We start from the raw sequence: 18,681 nt of genomic DNA, 5'->3' as shown, positions 1-18,681 counted from the left end.
TCAGGGTCTCTCCTCGTCGGGAGCGCCGCCGGCCGAGAACGGCGCCTTCCGGTCCTGCACCGGAATCAGGTCGCCGGCGGGCTCGCTGTAGGACACCTGCGCGATCTGGTCGCCCACGAAGTGGAACGACGTCAGCGAGCACAGCGTGCACTGGCGCTTGCGGGGGTCGTGGATGAACGAGCGCTTCTCGACGTGGAGGCGCGTGGTCCAGATCGGCAGCTGGTGAGACACCACCACCGCCTCGTGGCCCTGCGCCGCGACGCGGGCGTCGTGGACCGCCGACATCATCCTGGCCACGATCTGCTTGTAGGGCTCGCCCCACGACGGGCCGAGCGGGTTCCACAGGTGGCGCCACAGCCGCGGGCGCTTGAGCAGGGTGCGGGCGCCCTCACCGAAGCTGATGCCCTCGAAGACGTTGGTCGACTCCAGCACCCGCTCGTCGAGCACGACCTCGAGCCCGCGCGCGGCCGCCAGCGGCGCGGCCGTCTCCTGGGCCCGCTCCAGCGGCGAGGAGCGCAGGTGCACGATGTCGCGGTCGCCGACCGCGTCCGCGACCCGCTGGGCCATCCGGGTGCCGAGGTCGGAGAGGTGGAAACCGTCGCGGCGCCCGTAGAGGACGCCCTGCGGGTTGTGCACCTCGCCGTGGCGCAGCAGGTGGACGATCGTGTCGGGGGTCTGGCTCATGCGGGGCCCTCCTGGGCGGCAGCGGCGGCCCGGGCCGCCCCGGGCAGCGCGTCGAGCACGGTCTGCACGGCGCGGTCGTCATGGGCGGCGGAGACGAACCACGCCTCGTACGCCGACGGGGGCAGGTGGACGCCGGCGTCGAGCATCGCGTGGAAGAACGCGGCGTACGCCGCCGAGTCGGTGCGCGAGGCGTCGTCGAAGTCGCGCACCGGCCCGCCGTCGAGCAGGAAGATCGAGAACATCGTCCCGGTGGCCTGCACGACGTGGGGCACCCCGGCGACCGACAGCGCGTCGGAGGCGGCGGTCTTGAGGGTGTCGGCGACCGAGCCGAGGTGGGCGTAGACCTCGTCGGTCGCGAGCCGCAGCGTGGTGAGGCCGGCCGTGGTCGCGACCGGGTTCCCCGACAGCGTGCCGGCCTGGTAGACGGGCCCCTCCGGCGAGAGCTGCGCCATCAGGTCGGCCCGGCCACCGAACGCCGCCGCCGGGAAGCCGCCGCCCATCACCTTGCCGAACGTGACCAGGTCGGGTCGCCAGCCCTCGACCGCACCGTCGAGACCCCACTGGCCGGTGCGGGTGACCCGGAAGCCGGTCATCACCTCGTCGCTGATGAACAGCGCCCCGTGGCGGCGGCAGGTCTCGGCCAGGAACCCGTTGAAGCCGGGCTCGGGCGGCACCACGCCCATGTTGCCGGGGGCGGCCTCGGTGATCACGCAGGCGATCCGGTCGCCGTGGTCGGCGAAGGCCGCCTCGACCGCGCCCCGGTCGTTGTAGGGCAGCACCAGGGTGAGCGCGGTCGACGACTCCGGCACGCCCGGGGTGCCCGGCACCGAGAACGTCGCCAGCCCGGAGCCGGCCGAGGCGAGCAGCGAGTCGACGTGGCCGTGGTAGCAGCCGGCGAACTTCACCACGACGTCGCGACCGGTGGCGCCGCGGGCCAGCCGGATCGCCGACATGGTCGCCTCGGTGCCGGAGGAGACGAAGCGCACCCGCTCCACCGACGTCCGGGCCACGATCTCCTCCGCGAGCTCGACCTCCGGCTCGGTGGGCGTGCCGTACGACGTGCCGCGGCGCACCGCCGCCTCGACCTCCGCCAGCACCTCGGGGTGGGCGTGGCCGAGCAGCATCGGGCCCCAGGAGCAGATCAGGTCGACGTACTCGCGCCCGTCGACGTCGGTGAGCCAGGCGCCACTGGCCGACCGGATGAACCGGGGGGTGCCGCCGACGGCGTTGAATGCCCGCACCGGCGAGTTCACGCCGCCGGGCGTCACCGCCCGGGCGCGCGCGAACAGCTCCTCGGAGCGGGGCGCGGAGGTCGGCACGACGTCGGGCACCCTGCCATTGTCACCGAGGCGCCTGACCGGCCCGCGCGCAGGTCGGCCACGCCCCGGCCCCGAGTGGCCTGGCCCACCCCCGGCGCGGCCGGTCCCCGCGCCGACTCGTCGTTACTCGGCACGAGTAACGACGACTCGGCGGCCTGGGGTCAGCCGGCGGAGAGCTCGACCAGCAGGTCGCGGACCGCGGTCGCGGCGATCCGCTCGCCCACCGCACCGGGTCGGTTGCACAGCAGCACCGGCGCGTCCTCGTCGCGGGCGGGCAGCCGGCCGTGGGTGCCGCGCACCGGCGCCGGGTCGAGCGGGACCACCTTCATCGCGTAGCGCAGCCCCGCCTTCTTGCGGGCCAGGGTCAGCGCCGCCTTCACCTTGACCGCGGGGTCCTGGGGGTCGAAGAACAGCTCGGCGGGGTCGTAGCCCGGCTTGCGGTGGATCTCCACGCCGCGCGCGAAGTCGGGCGCGCGTTCGTCGTCGTCCCAGTAGTAGTAGGTGAACCAGGCGGTGGGGTCGGCGACCAGCACCAGGTCGCCGGCCCGGTCGTGGTCGAGCCCGTACGTCGCCTGGCCGGCCCGGTCGAGCACCTCGGCCACCCCCGGCAGGTCGGCGCAGATCTTGCGCACCGCGTCGAGGTCGGCCGGGTCGTCGACGTAGACGTGGGCGACCTGGTGGTCGGAGACCGCGAACGCGCGGGAGGTCCACGGGTCGAGGTACTCCATGCCGTCCTGGGTGTGGACCTCGAGCAGCCCCTCCCTGCGCAGCGCCCGGTTGACGTCGACCGGGGTGTCGGCGGCGGTGATGCCGTACTCCGAGAGCACCACGACGGTCGCGCCGAGCCGCTCGGCGTCGTCGAGCAGCGGCGCGAGCGCGGCGTCGACCTCGCGCGCCGCCCGCGCCGCCTCCGGGGCGTCGGGGCCGAAGCGCTGGAGGTCGTAGTCGAGGTGGGGCACGTAGGCCAGCGTCAGGTCGGCCCGCGGGAGCAACCGTCGGGTGGCCTCGACGATCCACTCGCTGGAGCGGATCGACGCGGTCGGTCCCCAGTACTGGAACAGCGGGAACTCGCCCAGCTCCCCCACCAGCTCGTCGTGGAGCGCTGGCGGGCGGGTGTAGCAGTCGGGGGCCTTCTTGCCGTCGGCGTAGTAGATCGGCCGCGGGGTGACGGTCCAGTCGGTGGTCGCGCCCATGGCGTACCACCAGCAGACGTTGGCCACCTTGTAGTCGGGCCGCTCGCGGCGGATCGTCTCCCAGACCTTCTCGCCCTGCACCAGCTTGTTGTGCTGGCGCCAGAGGAAGACCTCGCCGAGGTCGCGGAAGTACCAGCCGTTGCCGACGATCCCGTGCTCGGCCGGCGGCAGCCCGGTGAGGATCGTCGACTGCACCGAGCAGGTCACCGCGGGCAGCACGGTCTCGAGCACCGCCTGGGATCCGGCGTCGGCGAGGCGGCGCAGCCGCGGCATGTGGCGCAGCAGGTCGGGGGTCAGGCCGACCACGTCGACCACCAGCAGCTTGGGTGCGGTGCCGGTCTGGGGACTGGTCATGGGGCTCTCTCCCGGGTTCTGTGCAGGGGTACTTGGACGGAGGTCAGACGGGCGTCAGCCCGAGGTCGGTGAGGGCGTCGCGCACCCAGGCCAGCTCGGCGGCGAGACCCTCGGCGAGCGCGTCGTCGTCGGCCGGGACGCCGCCGGGCAGCACCGACCAGGTGTAGGTCTCGACCTCGAGGTGCTCCACCCGGGCGCGCGGCCCCCCGAGCAGGGCCTCGAGCGAGGCGCGCAGGTCGGCGCGGCTGTTGCGCAACGGCGGTCGCGGGTCGGCGTGGACGGGCACGTGGAAGTGCACCCGCCACGGCGACCCGGGGGCGAGCGGGGCCGCGCCGTCGAGGGCGTCGGGCAGGTCGTCGCGGGCGAGCAGCGGCTCGCCCGCCCGGTCACCGGTCCGGCGCACCTGGTGGAGGAACCGGTCCTCGGAGTAGCCCGCCAGCGCGGCGCGGGTGCGGGGGTCGGCGGGGTCGTCGACCACGAGGGCCGCGGCCGGCTGGGCCTTGACCACGGCGAGCCCGGCGGCGTCGAGGCGCTGCAGCGCGCCGGCGGCGTCCTCGAACCCGACCGCGAGGTGGCACAGGTCGAGGCAGACGCCGATCCGCTCCCGGTCGACGGCCCCCAGCCGGTCGACGGCCTCGGCGACGGTCTCGATCACGCAGCCCGGCTCCGGCTCGATCCCGACCACGACGCGCCGTCCGGTCTCGGCCTCGACCTTCTCCAGCCCGGCGGCCAGCTCGGCCAGGAGGGCCTCGGCGGCGCGCTGCTGCTCCTCCGGCCAGGGGTGGTGCCAGGCCAGCGGGAGGGAGGAGATGCTGCCGCGCCGGGCGTCGTCGGGCAGGAGGCCGGCGAGCACCCGGGCCGCGGCCAGGGTGTAGTCGAGCCGGGCCCGCTCGGCCCAGGTGGGGAGGTAGACCTCCTTCTTCACCGGGCCGGACTGGAAGTGGGCGTAGGGGAAGGCGTTGAGGGTGACGATCTCGACGCCGTGGTCGTGCAGCCGAGCGCGGATCTCGGCCACCGCCGCGGGGTCGTCGTCGAGCCGGTGCGCGGCCTCGGCCGGCAGCCACAGCCCGAGCCCGACCCGGTCCTCGCCCAGGCGCTTCCTCAGCCGGTCGCCGAACCGGGTCGCCTGGGCGACGAGGCCGGCGACGTCCTCGGCGGGGAGCACGTTGGTGCCGTAGCCGAGGTGGACGACGGTGCCGTCGGGGTGGCGCAGCCGCACGACTAGTCCCGGCCGCCGCGCAGGATGGAGTTGCCCTCGAACGTGGCCCCGGGGTCGGCCGAGCCGGCGACGTCCTCGAGCACCAGCCGGCCGGACTGCCCGAAGAACTCCACCGGGTTGCGCCACAGCACCCGGTCGACGTCGTCGTCGCTGAAGCCGGCCTCGAGCATCGCCTGCCCGGTCTTGGCGGTCTTGAGGGGGTCGCTGCGGCCCCAGTCGGCGGCGGAGTTGACCAGCACCCGGTCGAGGCCGCGCTCCTGGAGGATGCGCACCATCCGGTGCTCGTCCATCTTGGTGTCGGGGTAGATCGAGAAGCCCATCCAGCAGCCGGCGTCGTCGACCTGGCCGACGGTGACCTCGTTGAGGTGGTCGACGACGACCATCCCCGGCGCCAGGCCGGAGGCCTCGACCAGCTCGAGGGTGCGGCGGGTGCCGGCCTCCTTGTCGCGGTGGGGGGTGTGCACCATCGCGGGCAGCGCGAACTCCACGGCGAGCTCGAGCTGGCGGGCGAACGCCTTCTCCTCGGCCTCGGTCATCGAGTCGAAGCCGACCTCGCCGACCGCCACTACGCCGTCCTTGTCGAGGTAGCGCGGCAGCAGGTCGATGACCTCGGCGCAGCGGGGGTCGTTGGCCTCCTTGGGGTTCAGCGCGATCGTGCAGTGGTGGGCGATCCCGAACTGGGCGGCGCGGAACCGCTCCCAGCCGACCAGCGAGTCGAAGTAGTCGAGGAACGAGCCGACGTTGGTGCGCGGCTGGCCCAGCCAGAACGCCGGCTCCACCAGCGCACGCACCCCCGCGGCGTGCATCGCCTCGTAGTCGTCGGTCGTGCGCGAGCTCATGTGGATGTGGGGGTCGAAGATGCGCATGGTCAGGCCTTCCTGGGCTCCGTGGTGCGGTCGTGGGCGGCGACCACGGTCGCCACGTCTGCGGGCACCTCGCGACCGGCGGCCCGTCGTTCGGTGGCGAAGCGCTCGGCCATCGCGGCCAGCTCGGCGTCCGCCCGCTCCTCGAGGCCGGCGACCTCGGCGACCGGCACCCCCGTGAACAGGCACTTCAGCACGCCGTGACGCCACGCGTCGTCGGGCAGGTGCCGGGCGTGGTCGCCCATGGCGGCGGCGACCAGGCGGGTGTCGTTGGTGCGCAGCGCGTCGAGCAGGAGGTCGCTGCCGTCGAGCCCGGCCGACGGGTCGAGCCGGTTCAGCCCGAGCAGCACGGCCCGCTTCTCGTCGCTGTCGCCGAACCGGTAGAGCTCGACCAGCTCGGCGCGCAGGCGGTCGCCGTCGAGCGCGGCAGCCGCGGCCGCGAGCAGCTCGACGCGGACGGCGTCCTGGGCCAGCACGTCGTGACCCGCCAGCGGGCCGCGACCGGTGCGACGGGCCGCGCCGGCGAAGAGCCGCCCGATCCGGGCGGGCTCCGCGGTCACCTCGGCGACCATCGAGTCGAGGGCGGCGGCGCCCTCTGCGGACAGGTGACGGCGCAGCTCCGCCGGATCGACCAGTGGGAGCAGGGTGGTCATCGGCTGCCTCCGGTGGCGGACGGGATGGACGGCCGTGCGGCCAACCGGTCGAGCGACGCGCGCAGCGCGGCCAGGCTCGACCGGGCCACCGCGGGGGCGGCGTGGGAGTGGCGGGGCAGCTCGACGCTGGCCAGGCCGTCGTAGCCGGTGTCGACCAGCGCGCCGAGGACGGCGTCGAGGTCGAGCTCGCCGGTGCCGAGCTCGAGGTGCTCGTGGACGTCGCGCACCATGTCGTCGACCTGCACGTTGCCGATCAGCGGCCCGGCGACCCGCACCGAGTCGGCGGCCGGGCGAGGCTCGTTGCAGACGAGGTGGCCGAGGTCGAGGGTCAGCCGGAGGTGCTCCGGCTCGCCGAGCCGCCGGCGCAGCTCGAGCGCGTCGTCGACGGTCGCGACGAACATGCCTGGCTCGGGCTCGAAGCAGAGCGTGACGCCGAGCTCGGCGGCGAGGTCGAGCACCGGGCCGAGGCCGTCGACCACCCGGCTCCAGCCGTCGTCCGACGAGGCCTCGGCGGGCAGCGTGCCCGACCAGCACGACACCGCCTCGGCACCGAGCTCGTGACCGATGCGCACCGCGCGGCGCAGCAGCTCCACCCGGCGCTCACGGCCGTCGTCGCTGACCAGGGTGGGCTCGTGCTTGCGCCAGGGGTCGAGCACGTACCGCGAGCCGGTCTCGATCACGACCGCGAGCCCGTGCCGCTCGAGCGCGGTGCGGGCGCGGTCGACCTGCGCGGCGGCGTCGTCGGCGAACGGGTCGAGGTGGGGCTGGTCCAGGGTCAGGGCGACGCCCTCGTAGCCGAGCCCGGCGACCACCGCGCAGGCGTCGGCCAACCGGTGGCCGGCGAAGCCGTTGAGGCCGTAGCCGAGGCGCAGCCCGCTCACGTGGCGCTCACCCTCCGGGTGGCCCGGCCGAGCGCCGGGCCGGCGGCGGCGACGCCGGCCGCGGCGAGCAGCCGGCCTCGGCGGGCCAGCCAGGCGGCCTGGAGCAGCGGGAGCCCGCCGATGCCGACGCCGGTCGCGCGGCGCACGGTCGCGGCGTCGGGCGAGACCGCAGCGCGGGCCTGCGCGCGGGCGACCACGCCGGCGTACGCCGCGTGGAGGCCGACCGCGGCCAGGCGGGCCGGGCGCGGGGCGCTCCGGTCGCGCCAGGCGGCGACGGCCCCGAGGGCGGCCACCGTGCAGGTCGTGGCGACCGCACCGCGGGCGACCTCGCGGCTCCCGCCGTGCACCTCGCCCCGGCTGAGCGCGGTCACGCCGACGGTGTGGGTGGCGATCGCGGCGGCGGGGGCGAGCGCGTCGCGCGGCGAGGCGGTCGCGCCGAGAAGCACGTCGAGCCCCCGGGTCGAGCCCATCACCAGGGCGCCGGTCGGGCCGTCCTTGGCGACGGTGTCGTAGGCGGCGACGAGGACGGCGAGCGGCACCGACACCCGCAGCGCCGGGCGGCCGCCGACCGCGGCCGAGAGCCCCACGCCCGCGACGCCCAGCCCGGTGGCGACGGCGAGGGCCGCCGGGGCGGGCACCCGGCCCGAGGGGATCGGCCGCTCGGGGCGCTCGTCGCGGTCGACGGCGCGGTCGGCCCAGTCGTTGAGGGCCATGCCGGCCCAGTAGAGGAGCACCGACGCCGCGGGCATCGCCCAGCCCCGGGCGGACGGCGTCCGCGCGGCCCCGGCCCAGGCGTCGCCCGGGACCGTCAGCGCCGCCGGGAGGCGGACCAGCTCGGCGAGGTCGTGGGCCCTCACGGCCGGACCCGGTCGGCGCACCGCGCCGACCACGCGGTGAGCGCCTGCCACTGCTGGGCCAACCGGTGCTCCTCGGTGTCGAGCGGCGACTTGAAGAAGAACGCGAGCTCGGTGAGCGCACCGCTCTCGCCCACCTCGAGCGCCCGGCCGACGAGCCGGGCCAGGTCGAGCACCAGCGGCGCCGCGAGCGTGGAGTCGCAGCCCTGCCAGGTGAACTGCAGCGTCATCCGGGTGCCGAGGAAGCCGTCGAACCGGATCTGGTCCCAGGCGGTCTTCCAGTCGCCGAGGTCCTCGACGTAGTCGATGTGCATCGGCCCCTCCACCGGGTGGCCCAGCATCGCGTCCAGGCCGCTGCGCTTGGCCCGGGTCTTGCTGCTCGCCGCGGCCGGGTCGGCCAGCGTCGCGCCGTCGCCGCCGCCGAGCAGGTTGATCGAGGTCCAGGAGCGGACCGCCAGCGCGCGGGTGTGGAACATCGGGGCGAGGGCCGACTTCACCAGCGTCTCACCGGTCTTGCCGTCGCACCCGGCGTAGGGCAGCCCCTCGCGCTCGGCCAGCTCGCGCAGCGCGGGGACGTCGACGCCCGGGCTGGGGGTGAAGCCGACGTAGCCGCAGCCCGCGGCGAGCGCGGCGTAGGCGTAGACCGAGCTCGGGGCGAGCGGCGCGCGACCGGCGTCCCAGGCCGCCTCCAGGGCAGCGACCGACTCTGCATCGGCGCCGGCGTCGTGGGGCGGCTCGGTGCTGGAGACGTCGACGACGACCACCCGGTCGACGTCGGCGGCGAACTCGCGCAGGTCGCGCACCAGCCGCTCGGCGTCGGCCCGCTGGTCGACCGGCCCGTCGGCGTTCGGCGCCAGGCCCGGCCGGAGCCGCCGCTCCACGCGCTCGAGCTCCTCGGCCAGCGGCGCCAGCAGCGCCGCGGGCACCACGTCACCGGCGACCAACTGCTCGGCGCGCTTGACCAGCGGGGTGTCGGCGACGTCGTGACCGCCGACGACGATCGCGTCGTACGCCGCGAGGCCGGTCGCGTCGAGGTCGGGGTGCTCGGTCACGCAGCCCGTGGTGTCGACCAGCCGGGCGGCGAGGGCGCCCAGCCCGACCGTCGCGGTGGTCGCGAGCGATCCGCGCGCGCCGATGAACCAGATGCCGAGACGAGACAATTCGATCTCCGATGGTGCGGAATGGTCGGCCGGCGAATTGCCGCCCCCGCGTAACCTAGGTCACCTCACCCCTCCGTTTCAACGGTGGTCCGGCCGCTTTCGCAACCGCATTGCGGAAGTCGTGCACCCGTCCTGCGAAAGTCGCCCTCGATCGAGGTCTCCTGACCCTTGCCGGCCGGGACCGCGGATCCTCATCGTCGTTTCCCGCGTCACAGGAGTGGGGCAGGATCGTCACACCGGTGGCGGCCCCCACCCCGGGCGCTGCCGGAACCCTCGTGATCGGGTGACTGCCGTAACCTCGGTGTGACACGATTCGTTAGGACGTCAGCGCGTGCGTACGGAGGGTGCGCACCAGCCTCGATGGAGACCAGCAACGTCATGACCACTCAGCGCTTCGGCCGCCTGCAGAAGGCCACGGCACTCGTGCCGCTCGCCCTGCTGTCCGCCGCGTGGACCGCAAACCTCGCCGGCGTCGGCGGTGCTGCGGTGGCCACCGAGACCCCCAAGCCCACTCTCCCCGACGGCACCTCGGTGCCGTCGCAGGCGATCGAGGCGCCCGCCAGCGTCTCCACCGGCGAGGAGGGGCTGGGCGGCGCCGACGTCACGCAGATCGTCTCCACGTCCTCGACCTCGGGCATCCCGTCGGCCGCCCTCGCGGCGTACCAGCGGGCCGAGACGGTGATCAACGCCGCCGACAAGACGTGCAACGTCTCCTGGCAGCTGGTCGCGGCGATCGGCCGCGTGGAGTCCAACCACGGTCGCGCGAACTCCAACACCCTCGACTCCGAAGGCGTGGCCACGCCCGGCATCTACGGCATCGCGCTCGACGGCTCCAACAACACCGCCGTCATCACCGACACCGACGCCGGCCAGTACGACAACGACACGACCTACGACCGGGCGGTCGGCCCGATGCAGTTCATCCCCTCGACCTGGTCGGTCGTCGGGGTCGACGCCGACGGCGACGGCCAGCGCAACCCGCAGGACATCGACGACGCGGCGCTCGGCACCGCGGTCTACCTGTGCTCCGGCGACGACGACCTGTCGACCACGCCCGGCCAGCGCACCGCGGTCTACCGCTACAACCACTCCAACAGCTACGTCTCGCTGGTGCTGTCGATCATGGACGCCTACTCGTCCGGCGACTTCACCTCGATCCCGACCTCGACCGCGGCGGCCGGCTACCTGGTGCCCGAGTCGGAGCCGACGGGCGGCGGCAGCGGCTCCGGCGGCGGTGGCGAGTCCACGATCAAGAACAACGGCGGCAAGGGCAACAACGGTGGCACCGGCACGGTCGACCCGTCCTCGCCCACGCAGCCCGGCAGCGGCTCCGGCGGTGACGACGGCGGCAGCAACGGTGGTGACTCCGGCGGCGACGGCGGCGACGGTGGCGACGACGGCGGGAACGGCGGCGGACGCCCCACCCTCCCCCTGCCCTCGGTGAGCCTCCCGCCGCTCCCCTCGACCTCCATCAAGCCGGTCGACGACGTCCTCACGCTGACCCAGGCCATCCTGCAGTGCACGCTCGACGGCCTCAACGAGCTCCTGCAGCCGCAGAAGTTCCAGCAGTGCGTCAAGAACTACACGACCTGATCGACCAGGCCTGAGCGAGCGGCCCGTCCGGGGATCCCCCGGGCGGGCCGTCGTACGTCCGGGGGTCGGGAGCGGTCGCGCGGATAGTCCCTGACGAAATGGCCCCCTCCGGGGCGCTCAGGACGACCATTTCGTCAGGGACTACCGCAGCCCGCTGCCCGCGATCAGGAGGGGCGCTGGGACGGCGAGGGTCAGCGGGCGAGCAGCCGGGCGGCCTCGGCGGCCCAGTAGGTGAGCACCACGTCGGCGCCGGCGCGGCGGATCGAGGTGAGGGTCTCGAGGATCGCGGCCTCGCGGTCGATCCAGCCGTGGGCGGCGGCGGCCTCGAGCATGGCGTACTCGCCGGAGATGTTGTACGCCGCCACCGGCACCGGCACGGCGTCGCGCACCCGGCGGACGACGTCGAGGTAGGCGAGCGCGGGCTTGACCATCACCAGGTCGGCGCCCTCCTCGACGTCGAGCAGCGCCTCGCGGACGCCCTCGCGGCCGTTGGCGGGGTCCTGCTGGTAGGTGCGCCGGTCGCCCTGCAGCGAGGAGTCGACCGCCTCGCGGAACGGGCCGAAGAACGCCGAGGCGTACTTGGCGGAGTAGGCCAGCACCGAGACGTCGGTGTGGCCGGCGCCGTCGAGGGCGGAGCGGACCACGGCGACCTGGCCGTCCATCATCCCGCTCGGGCCGACCATGTCGATGCCGGCGTGGGCGTGGGCGAGCGCCATCTCGGCGTACGCCGCGAGCGTGCGGTCGTTGTCGACGCGGCCGTCGGGCGTGAGCACGCCGCAGTGGCCGTGGTCGGTGAACTCGTCGAGGCACAGGTCGCTCATCACCGTGAGCGCGTCGCCCACCTCGGCGACCACGTCGGTGATCGCGAGGTTGAGGATGCCGGCGGGGTCGATCGCCCCGGAGCCGGTGGCGTCCTTGTGCTCCGGGATGCCGAAGAGCATCACGCCGCCCAGGCCGAGCTCGGCGGCCTCGGCGGCCGCCCGCACCAGCGAGTCGCGGGTGTGCTGCACGACGCCGGGCATCGAGCCGATCGGCCGCGGCTCGGTGAGCCCCTCGCGGACGAACACCGGGAGCACCAGCTGTCGGGCCTCCAGCGAGGTCTCGGCGACCAGTCGGCGCAGCGACGGCGTGGTGCGCAGCCGACGGGGCCGGACCACCGGTCCGGCCACGTCGGGCTGCTCGGTCACGCGGCCGACCTCACTCGGCCTTGCGGCGGCGCGCCGACGGCTTGCGCTCCGACGGGCGGGTCACCGGCTGGCCGGCCTCGACCAGGCCCGGGCGGCGGGTCGCGCCGAAGTCGGCGAGCGCGTCAGCGAGCACCTCGACGTCCGGCTTGGGGGCCAGCACGTCGACCCGCAGGCCGTGCTCCTCGGCGGTCTTGGCCGTGGCCGGCCCGATCACCGCGATCACGGTCGAGGGGTGCGGCTTGCCGGCGATGCCGACCAGGTTCCGTACGGTCGAGGACGACGTGAACACGACCGCGTCGAACTTGCCGGACTTGATCGCGTCGCGCACCGGCGCCGGCGGCGGGGTGGCGCGCACCGTGCGGTAGGCCGTCACGTCGTCGCACTCCCAGCCCAGGTCGATCAGGCCGGCGACGAGGTTCTCGGTGGCGATGTCGGCACGGGGGAGGAAGACCCGGTTGATGGGGTCGAGCACCTCGTCGTACTCCGGCCACACCTCGAGCAGGCCGGCGGCCGACTGCTCCTCGGTGGGCACCAGGTCGGCGCGCAGGCCCCAGGCGGCGATCGCCTCGGCGGTCTTGTCGCCGACCGCGGCGATCTTCAGCCCGGAGAAGGCGCGCGCGTCGAGGCCGTACTCCTCGAACTTCTCGCGCACGGCCTTGACGGCGTTGACGGAGGTGAACGCGATCCACTCGTAGCGGCCCTCGACCAGGCCGCGGACGGCCTTGTCCATCTGCTGAGGGTTGCGCGGGGGCTCCACCGAGATGGTCGGCACCTCCTCGGGCACCGAGCCGTAGCCGCGCAGCCGCTGCACGAGCGGGCCGGCCTGGTCCTTGGTGCGCGGCACCAGCACCCGCCAGCCGAAGAGCGGCTTGGTCTCGAACCACGACAGCGTCTCGCGCAGGTCGACCACCTTGCCGACGACCGTCACGGCGGGCGGCGCCATCCGCGCCGCGCGGGCGTCGGCGGCGACGTGCTCGAGCGTGGAGGTGACGGTCTCCTGGCCGGTGGTGGTGCCGACCCGGGTCATCGAGACCGGGGTCTGCGGGCTGCGGCCGGCCGCTACCAGCGCGGGGGCGATCTCGCCGATCTGGCCGACTCCGGAGAGCAGCACCAGCGTGCGGTCGTCGCCGAACCGGCTCCAGTCGACGCTGCCGTCGCAGGTGACCACGGTGATCTCGCGGTGGTCCTTGGTGGTCAGCGGGACGCCGGCGTAGGCCGGCACCGACGACACCGACGAGACGCCGGGGACGACCTCGAAGCCGAGGCCCGCCTTGGCGACGGCCTGGGCCTCCTCGGGCCCGGAGGCGTAGAGGAACGGGTCGCCGGTCATCAGCCGGACCACGCGCAGGCCGCGCTTGGCGTGCTTGACCACGACCTTGGCGCGGGCGGCGTGGGTGAGCGGCTGGCCGTCCTCGCCGAACCCGCCGTCGACGAGCTCGGGGCCGGCCTCGACCGTGGTGGTCTCGCCGTCCTCGCCCTCGACCGGCTCGGGCAGGCCGAGCAGCGTGCGGACCAGCGGGGTGTGCTCCGGCGCCTCGGTGACGACGACGTCGGCCCGCCGCAGCAGGTCGACCGCGCGCACGGTGAGCAGGTCCGGGTCACCGGGACCGGCGCCGACGAACGACACCCAGCCCCGGGTCGCAGGGGCGGCGGAGGTGGTCTTGCCTCGGGTCATGCTCTGTGCACCTTGTCTTCATCGGGGCCGGCACCTGGATTGGTGTCGGACGGGTCGAGCTCGCCGGCTCCGTCGGCGAGCATCTCCTTCGCCAGCCGGCTGCCGAGCCCGGCGGCGTCGTCGAGGGGTCCGGAGGCCGACATCCGCACCGAGAGGGCTCCGTCGGGCGACAGCGCCACGGCGCGGACCCACAGCTCCTCGCCGTCCTCGCCCTCGACCACCTCTGCCAGGGCGCCGATCGGTGCCGAGCAGCCGCCCTCGAGGGTGGCGAGCACGGTCCGCTCGGCGGTCACGGCCGCGCGGGTGGCGGGGTGGTCGAGCACGGCGAGGGCGGCGGCGAGGTCGTCGTCGGCACGACACTCCACCGCGAGCGCACCCTGACCGGGGGCCGGGAGCACCTGCAAGGGGTCGAGCACCTCCGTCACCTCGTCCAGCCGGCCGATCCGGGCCAGGCCGGCGCGGGCCAGCACGACGGCGTCGTAGTCACCGGACCGGACCTTGCCGATCCGGGTGTCGACGTTGCCACGGATGCCGACCACGTCCAAACCGAGGCCGAGCGCCTGCAGCTGGGCCACCCGACGGGGTGAGCCGGTGCCGACGCGGCTGCCGACCGGCAGCTCGCCGAGGGTCAGCCCGTCGCGGGCCACGACCACGTCGCGGGGGTCCTCGCGGGTCGGCGTGGCCGCCAGCGCGATCCCGGGGTCGGGGGTGGTGGGCAGGTCCTTGAGCGAGTGGACGGCGACGTCGACCTCGCCGCGCAGCAGCGCGTCGCGCAGCGCGCTGACGAAGACCCCGGTGCCGCCGGCCGCGGCCAGCGGGGTGCCCGAGGCCTGGGTGCGGTCGCCCTCGGTGGAGATCTCCACCAGCACCACCTCGAGGCCGAGCCGCTCGGAGACCAGGTCGGCCACCAGGCCGGACTGGGTGGTGGCCAGCACCGAGGCGCGGGTGCCGATCCGGATCGGGTCGCTCGTCACAGCCCCTCCGGACGGGTCACGGCCTCGACGGCCTCGGGGTCGAGCGCGAACAGCTCGGCCAGCGCGGCGGCGTAGGACACCGCGCCGGTCTCGTTGGCCAGCTCCTTGACCCGCACGGTCGGCTCGTGGAGCAGCTTGTCGGCGACCCGGCGGACGGTGTGGAGGATCTCGGCGCGGGCGGTGTCGTCGAGCTCGGGCAGCCGGCCGACCAGCCGTGCCATCTCGGCGTCGACCACCGAGGTCGCCATCGAGCGGAGCGCGACCACCGTGGGGGTGACGCTGGCCTGGCGCCGGGCCGAGACGAACGCCGCGGTCTCCTCGGCGACGATCCGGCGCACCTCCCCGACCTCCTGGGCGGCGGGCGAGTCGTGCAGCGCCTCGGAGAGCTCGGCCAGCCCGAGGAGGGTGACGCCCGGCAGCTCCCCGACCGACGGCTCGACGTCGTGGGGCAGCGCCAGGTCGACGACCGCCAGCGGCCGGTCGTCGGTGCGCGCCGTCTCGACCATCGACCGGGTCAGCAGCAGCCCGGTGGCACCGGCGCAGGCGATCACCAGGTCGGCGTCGGCGACGGCCGTGGTCAGGTGGGACAGCGGTACGGCGACGCCGTCGTGGGCGCCGGCCAGGGCGGTGGCGCGCTCCACGGTGCGGTTGACGACCACGACGCCGGTGGCGCCGCGGCGCGCGGCGGTGGCCACGGCGAGCCCCGCCATCGCGCCGGCGCCGAGCACGACGACCCGCTGCCCGCCGAGGTCGCCGGGGGCGACCTGGTCGAGCGCGGCGGTCACGAGCGTGGGCGCCACGCTGTCGATGCCGGTCTCGGCCCGGGCGCGCTTGCCGACCCGCAGCGCCTGCTGGAACAGCACGTTGAGCGCGGGACCGACGGTGCCGAGCTCCTGGCCGAGCCGGAGCGCCTCGCGGGTCTGGCCGAGGATCTGACCCTCGCCGAGCGCCATCGAGTCCAGCCCGGCGGCCACCTGGAACAGGTGGGAGACCGCGCCGTCGTCGTAGTGGACGTAGAGGTGGCCGAGCAGCTCCTCCGTCGAGCCGTCGGCGCCCTGCAGCAGCAGCCGCGAGAGCTCCTCGACCGACCCGTGGAAGCGCTCGACCTCGGCGTAGACCTCGAGCCGGTTGCAGGTGGAGATGACCGTGGCCTCGCCGACGTGCTCGCTGTGGGCGGCCTCGTGGACGAGCTTGGCGGTGCCGCCGGGCCCGGGCGCGACCTGCTCGAGCAGGGCGACCGGGGCCGAGGCGTGGGAGATGCCGACGACCAGCACGCTCATGCCGTCTCCCCCTGGGCCTTGCGCTGCTCGTGGTAGGCGAGGATCTGCAGCTCGATGGAGAGGTCGACCTTGCGGACGTCGACCCCGGCGGGCACCGACAGCACGGTCGGGGCGAAGTTGAGGATGCTGCTGATCCCGCAGCCGACCATCCGGTCGGCGACGTCCTGGGCCGCGACGGCGGGCGTGGCGATGACGCCGATGGCCACGCCGTGCTCGCCGACGATGTCCTCGAGGTCGTCGAAGGGCCGCACCCGGACGCCGGCGACCTCCTCGCCGGTGCGGGTGGCGTCGGCGTCGAGCAGCGCCACGACCCGGAAGCCGCGGCTGCGGAAGCCGGAGAAGTTCGCGAGCGCGTGCCCGAGGTTGCCGATGCCGACGATGACGACCGGCCAGTCCTGGGTCACCCCGATCTCGCGGGCGATCTGGTAGCGCAGGTAGTCGACGTCGTAGCCGACGCCGCGAGTGCCGTAGGACCCGAGGTAGGACAGGTCCTTGCGGAGCTTGGCGCTGTTGACGCCCGCCGCGCTGGCGAGGTCCTCGCTCGAGCAGGTCGAGGTACCGGCCTCGGCCAGGGTCGTGAGGGCCCGCAGGTAGACGGGCAGCCGCGCCACGGTCGCCTCGGGGATGTCCCGGGCGGCTTCGGCCGAGCTGCGCGTGGTCACTTGCTCTCTCCCTGCTAGCCGCGGGCCCGGGCGGGAGTCCCGCGGCGCGCCCCTCGGCGCTGCTCACTGTAGGAGTTTGTGAACGAGAGAACAAAATGGACGGAGTGCGAACTAGCACACGTCCCGGAGGCTGGCCTCACCGACCCCCGGGTGGTACGGCGAGCGCCCCGCGGAGCCGCTGCTCGTCGACCCGCCAGAAGTCGTGCTGGCGGCCGTCGACGAACGTGACCGGGATCTCCTCGCCGAAGCGCCGCTCGAGCTCGGGGTCGCCCGCGATCGACACCTCGTCGTAGGCCTCGCCGAGCTCGGCGCAGACGCGCTCGACCACCGCCCGGGCGTCGTCGCAGAGGTGGCAGCCGGGGCGGGAGTAGAGGGTGACCCGGGCCGAGCCGCTCACTCCAGCAGCCCCACGGCGCGGCGCCGCTCGACGGCGCGGAGGCGGCCCTTCTGCACCTTGCCGGTGACGGTGTGGGGCAGCTCGTCGACGACCTCGACCCGACTCGGCCGCTTGAAACCCGCCAGCCGCGCGGCGCAGTGGGCGCGGACGGCGTCGGCCAGCCCGGCCGCGGCGCCGTCGAGGGGGCGGACGTAGGCCACCACCGCCTCCCCCGTCGACTCGTCGGCCACCCCGATCACCGCCGCCTCCGCGACGCCCGCGACCTCGCGGATCACGTCCTCGACCTCGACGGGGTAGACGTTGAAGCCCGAGACGATCACCAGCTCCTTGAGCCGGTCGACGAGGAACAGGTCGCCGTCGTCGTCGAGGAACCCCACGTCGCCGGTCGACCACCAGCCGTCGGCGTCCGGGCCGCCGTCGCCGTCGGGCCAGTAGCCGCCGAAGACGTTGGCGCCCCGCACCTGGATCTCGCCGGGGTCCTCGCCCTCGGGCGGCCGGCCGCCCTCGTCGACGAGGCGCACCTCGATGCCCGGCAGCGCCGCCCCCACCGAGCCGGGCTTGGCGGTGCGGCTGCACAGCGTGCTGGTGACGACTGGCGCGGCCTCGGTGAGGCCGTAGCCCTGGTGCACCGGCACGCCGGTGACCTCGGTGAACTCGGTGACGAGCTCGGGCGAGAGCGGCGCCGAGCCCGAGAGCATCATCCGCACCGGGCCGAGCCGCTCGGCGAGGCCCTCCAGCCCGCGCCAGTAGGCGAAGACCGGCGGGGCGACGGGCACCACGCTGCACGCCTCGTCCTCGATCAGGTCCAGGGTGCCCTGGGGGTCGAACCGGTCGGCGAGCACGAGCTTGGCCCGGTGACGCAGCACCCCGCCGAGCACGGCGTTGAGCCCGTACACGTGGAAGAGGGGCAGCACGCCGAGCACCACGTCGTCGCCGTGGATCATCGGCGGCTCGACGGCGGCGACCTGCTCGATGTTGGCGAGCAGGGCGCGGTGGCTGAGCATCGCGGCGCGCGGGCGGCCCGACGTACCGCTGGTGTAGAGGAGCGCAGCGAGCTTGTCGGGGTCCTGCAGCGGCGGCACCGGGCGGGCCCGGTCGGCGCGGAGGTGGTCGTAGGAGCGCTCGCCGGGCAGCAGCGTCCCGCCGACCACGACCACCCGCGGCGGGGTGACCCGGGCCAGCAGGTCGGCCTCGATCGAGCCGGCCGGCCGCTCGACGGCCATGGCCTCCTCGAGCAGCCGCACGGCCTCGCGGACGGTGCCGGCCGTGTCGGCGTCGGCGACGACGACCCGGCTGCCGGAGTCGACGATCATCCGGGCGACCTCGCCGGCGGCGGCCAGCGGGTTCACCGGCACCGCGACCGCCTGGGCGCGGAGCACGCCGAGGTACGTCGTCACGAACTCGATCCGGTTGCCGGCCACGATCATCACCCGGTGCCCGGCGACGACGCCGGCCGCGCCCAGCCCGGTGGCCAGTCGGCCCACCTCGTCGTCGAGCCGCGACCAGGTCATCGACCGGCCCCCCGACTCGACCAGCGCCAGCTTGTCGGGGCTCTCCACCGCGGCCGCCGCCAGCAGGTCCGCGACGTCGCGGACCGGGCTCGGCCCGACGGGAGGAGGCGCCATGGCGCGATGATTCCACACCGGTCTCACCCCCGCGGGTGGAAAGTGGCCCCTCCCACCGCGCCGAGCCGGCGTTACAAGGCACGACGAACCACCGCTCCGCGGGCCACG

The 18,681-nt window shown here is 74.7% G+C and carries 17 protein-coding genes; 1 reads left to right on the top strand and 16 read right to left on the bottom strand.

Annotated elements, in window-relative coordinates; translation table 11 throughout:
- The 9 genes from JT721_RS06375 to JT721_RS06335 form a co-directional block, all read right to left on the bottom strand.
- Positions 1-684 (bottom strand): histidine phosphatase family protein, encoded by a 684-nt coding sequence (locus tag JT721_RS06375; RefSeq protein ID WP_205472119.1) that lies wholly within the window; start codon positions 682-684, stop codon positions 1-3.
- Entirely contained in the window at positions 681-2,015 is a 1,335-nt protein-coding gene (gene hemL / locus JT721_RS06370; protein WP_205472118.1) for a glutamate-1-semialdehyde 2,1-aminomutase, read from the bottom strand. Before hemL ends, JT721_RS06375 begins: the two co-directional genes overlap by 4 nt.
- 149 nt (positions 2,016-2,164) lie before the next feature.
- Positions 2,165-3,550, bottom strand: coding sequence for an alkaline phosphatase family protein (locus JT721_RS06365; protein WP_205472117.1), 1,386 nt, complete (start codon positions 3,548-3,550; stop codon positions 2,165-2,167).
- A gap of 43 nt (positions 3,551-3,593) precedes the next feature.
- Positions 3,594-4,769, bottom strand: a complete 1,176-nt coding sequence (eboE, locus tag JT721_RS06360) for a metabolite traffic protein EboE (protein WP_205472116.1) — start codon at positions 4,767-4,769, stop codon at positions 3,594-3,596.
- A gap of 2 nt (positions 4,770-4,771) precedes the next feature.
- Positions 4,772-5,635, bottom strand: a complete 864-nt coding sequence (locus JT721_RS06355; RefSeq protein ID WP_205472115.1) for a TatD family hydrolase — start codon at positions 5,633-5,635, stop codon at positions 4,772-4,774.
- A gap of 2 nt (positions 5,636-5,637) precedes the next feature.
- Entirely contained in the window at positions 5,638-6,285 is a 648-nt protein-coding gene (locus JT721_RS06350) for an EboA domain-containing protein (protein ID WP_205472114.1), read from the bottom strand.
- Positions 6,282-7,166 (bottom strand): sugar phosphate isomerase/epimerase family protein, encoded by an 885-nt coding sequence (locus tag JT721_RS06345; protein ID WP_307827918.1) that lies wholly within the window; start codon positions 7,164-7,166, stop codon positions 6,282-6,284. Before JT721_RS06345 ends, JT721_RS06350 begins: the two co-directional genes overlap by 4 nt.
- Complete coding sequence (locus tag JT721_RS06340) at positions 7,163-8,023, bottom strand: SCO3242 family prenyltransferase (RefSeq protein WP_205472113.1); 861 nt, start codon at positions 8,021-8,023, stop codon at positions 7,163-7,165. Before JT721_RS06340 ends, JT721_RS06345 begins: the two co-directional genes overlap by 4 nt.
- Positions 8,020-9,180 (bottom strand): inositol-3-phosphate synthase, encoded by a 1,161-nt coding sequence (locus tag JT721_RS06335; RefSeq protein WP_240340261.1) that lies wholly within the window; start codon positions 9,178-9,180, stop codon positions 8,020-8,022. Before JT721_RS06335 ends, JT721_RS06340 begins: the two co-directional genes overlap by 4 nt.
- A 378-nt stretch (positions 9,181-9,558) precedes the next feature.
- Here JT721_RS06335 and JT721_RS06330 point away from each other — a divergent pair, with 378 nt between their 5' ends.
- Positions 9,559-10,773 carry a lytic transglycosylase domain-containing protein gene (locus tag JT721_RS06330; RefSeq protein ID WP_205472112.1) on the top strand — a complete coding sequence of 405 codons (1,215 nt, stop codon included), beginning with the start codon at positions 9,559-9,561 and terminating at the stop codon, positions 10,771-10,773.
- Between the two features lie 191 nt (positions 10,774-10,964).
- On the opposite strand, the gene hemB is transcribed toward JT721_RS06330, so the two are convergent.
- The 7 genes from hemB to JT721_RS06295 form a co-directional block, all read right to left on the bottom strand.
- Complete coding sequence (gene hemB / locus JT721_RS06325) at positions 10,965-11,960, bottom strand: porphobilinogen synthase (RefSeq protein WP_307827917.1); 996 nt, start codon at positions 11,958-11,960, stop codon at positions 10,965-10,967.
- A gap of 10 nt (positions 11,961-11,970) precedes the next feature.
- The gene (locus JT721_RS06320; RefSeq protein WP_205472111.1) at positions 11,971-13,635 is read right to left on the bottom strand and encodes a uroporphyrinogen-III synthase; all 1,665 of its coding nucleotides are present in this window, start codon (positions 13,633-13,635) and stop codon (positions 11,971-11,973) included.
- Positions 13,632-14,609 (bottom strand): hydroxymethylbilane synthase, encoded by a 978-nt coding sequence (gene hemC, locus JT721_RS06315; protein WP_307827916.1) that lies wholly within the window; start codon positions 14,607-14,609, stop codon positions 13,632-13,634. The genes JT721_RS06320 and hemC overlap by 4 nt, the downstream gene beginning before the upstream one ends.
- On the bottom strand, positions 14,606-15,889 hold the full coding sequence (locus JT721_RS06310) for a glutamyl-tRNA reductase (RefSeq protein ID WP_205472110.1): 1,284 nt from the start codon (positions 15,887-15,889) through the stop codon (positions 14,606-14,608). Before JT721_RS06310 ends, hemC begins: the two co-directional genes overlap by 4 nt.
- Positions 15,886-16,551, bottom strand: coding sequence for a redox-sensing transcriptional repressor Rex (locus tag JT721_RS06305; RefSeq protein ID WP_205472109.1), 666 nt, complete (start codon positions 16,549-16,551; stop codon positions 15,886-15,888). Before JT721_RS06305 ends, JT721_RS06310 begins: the two co-directional genes overlap by 4 nt.
- 136 nt (positions 16,552-16,687) lie before the next feature.
- Positions 16,688-16,948 carry a glutaredoxin family protein gene (locus JT721_RS06300; protein ID WP_205472108.1) on the bottom strand — a complete coding sequence of 87 codons (261 nt, stop codon included), beginning with the start codon at positions 16,946-16,948 and terminating at the stop codon, positions 16,688-16,690.
- The gene (locus tag JT721_RS06295; protein WP_205472107.1) at positions 16,945-18,573 is read right to left on the bottom strand and encodes a class I adenylate-forming enzyme family protein; all 1,629 of its coding nucleotides are present in this window, start codon (positions 18,571-18,573) and stop codon (positions 16,945-16,947) included. Before JT721_RS06295 ends, JT721_RS06300 begins: the two co-directional genes overlap by 4 nt.
- Positions 18,574-18,681 lie beyond the last annotated feature (108 nt).

Origin of the sequence: Nocardioides sp. SYSU D00038, assembly GCF_016924665.1 — a bacterium.
GTDB lineage: Bacteria > Actinomycetota > Actinomycetes > Propionibacteriales > Nocardioidaceae > Nocardioides.
This window is presented reverse-complemented; position numbering and strand designations above follow the sequence as displayed.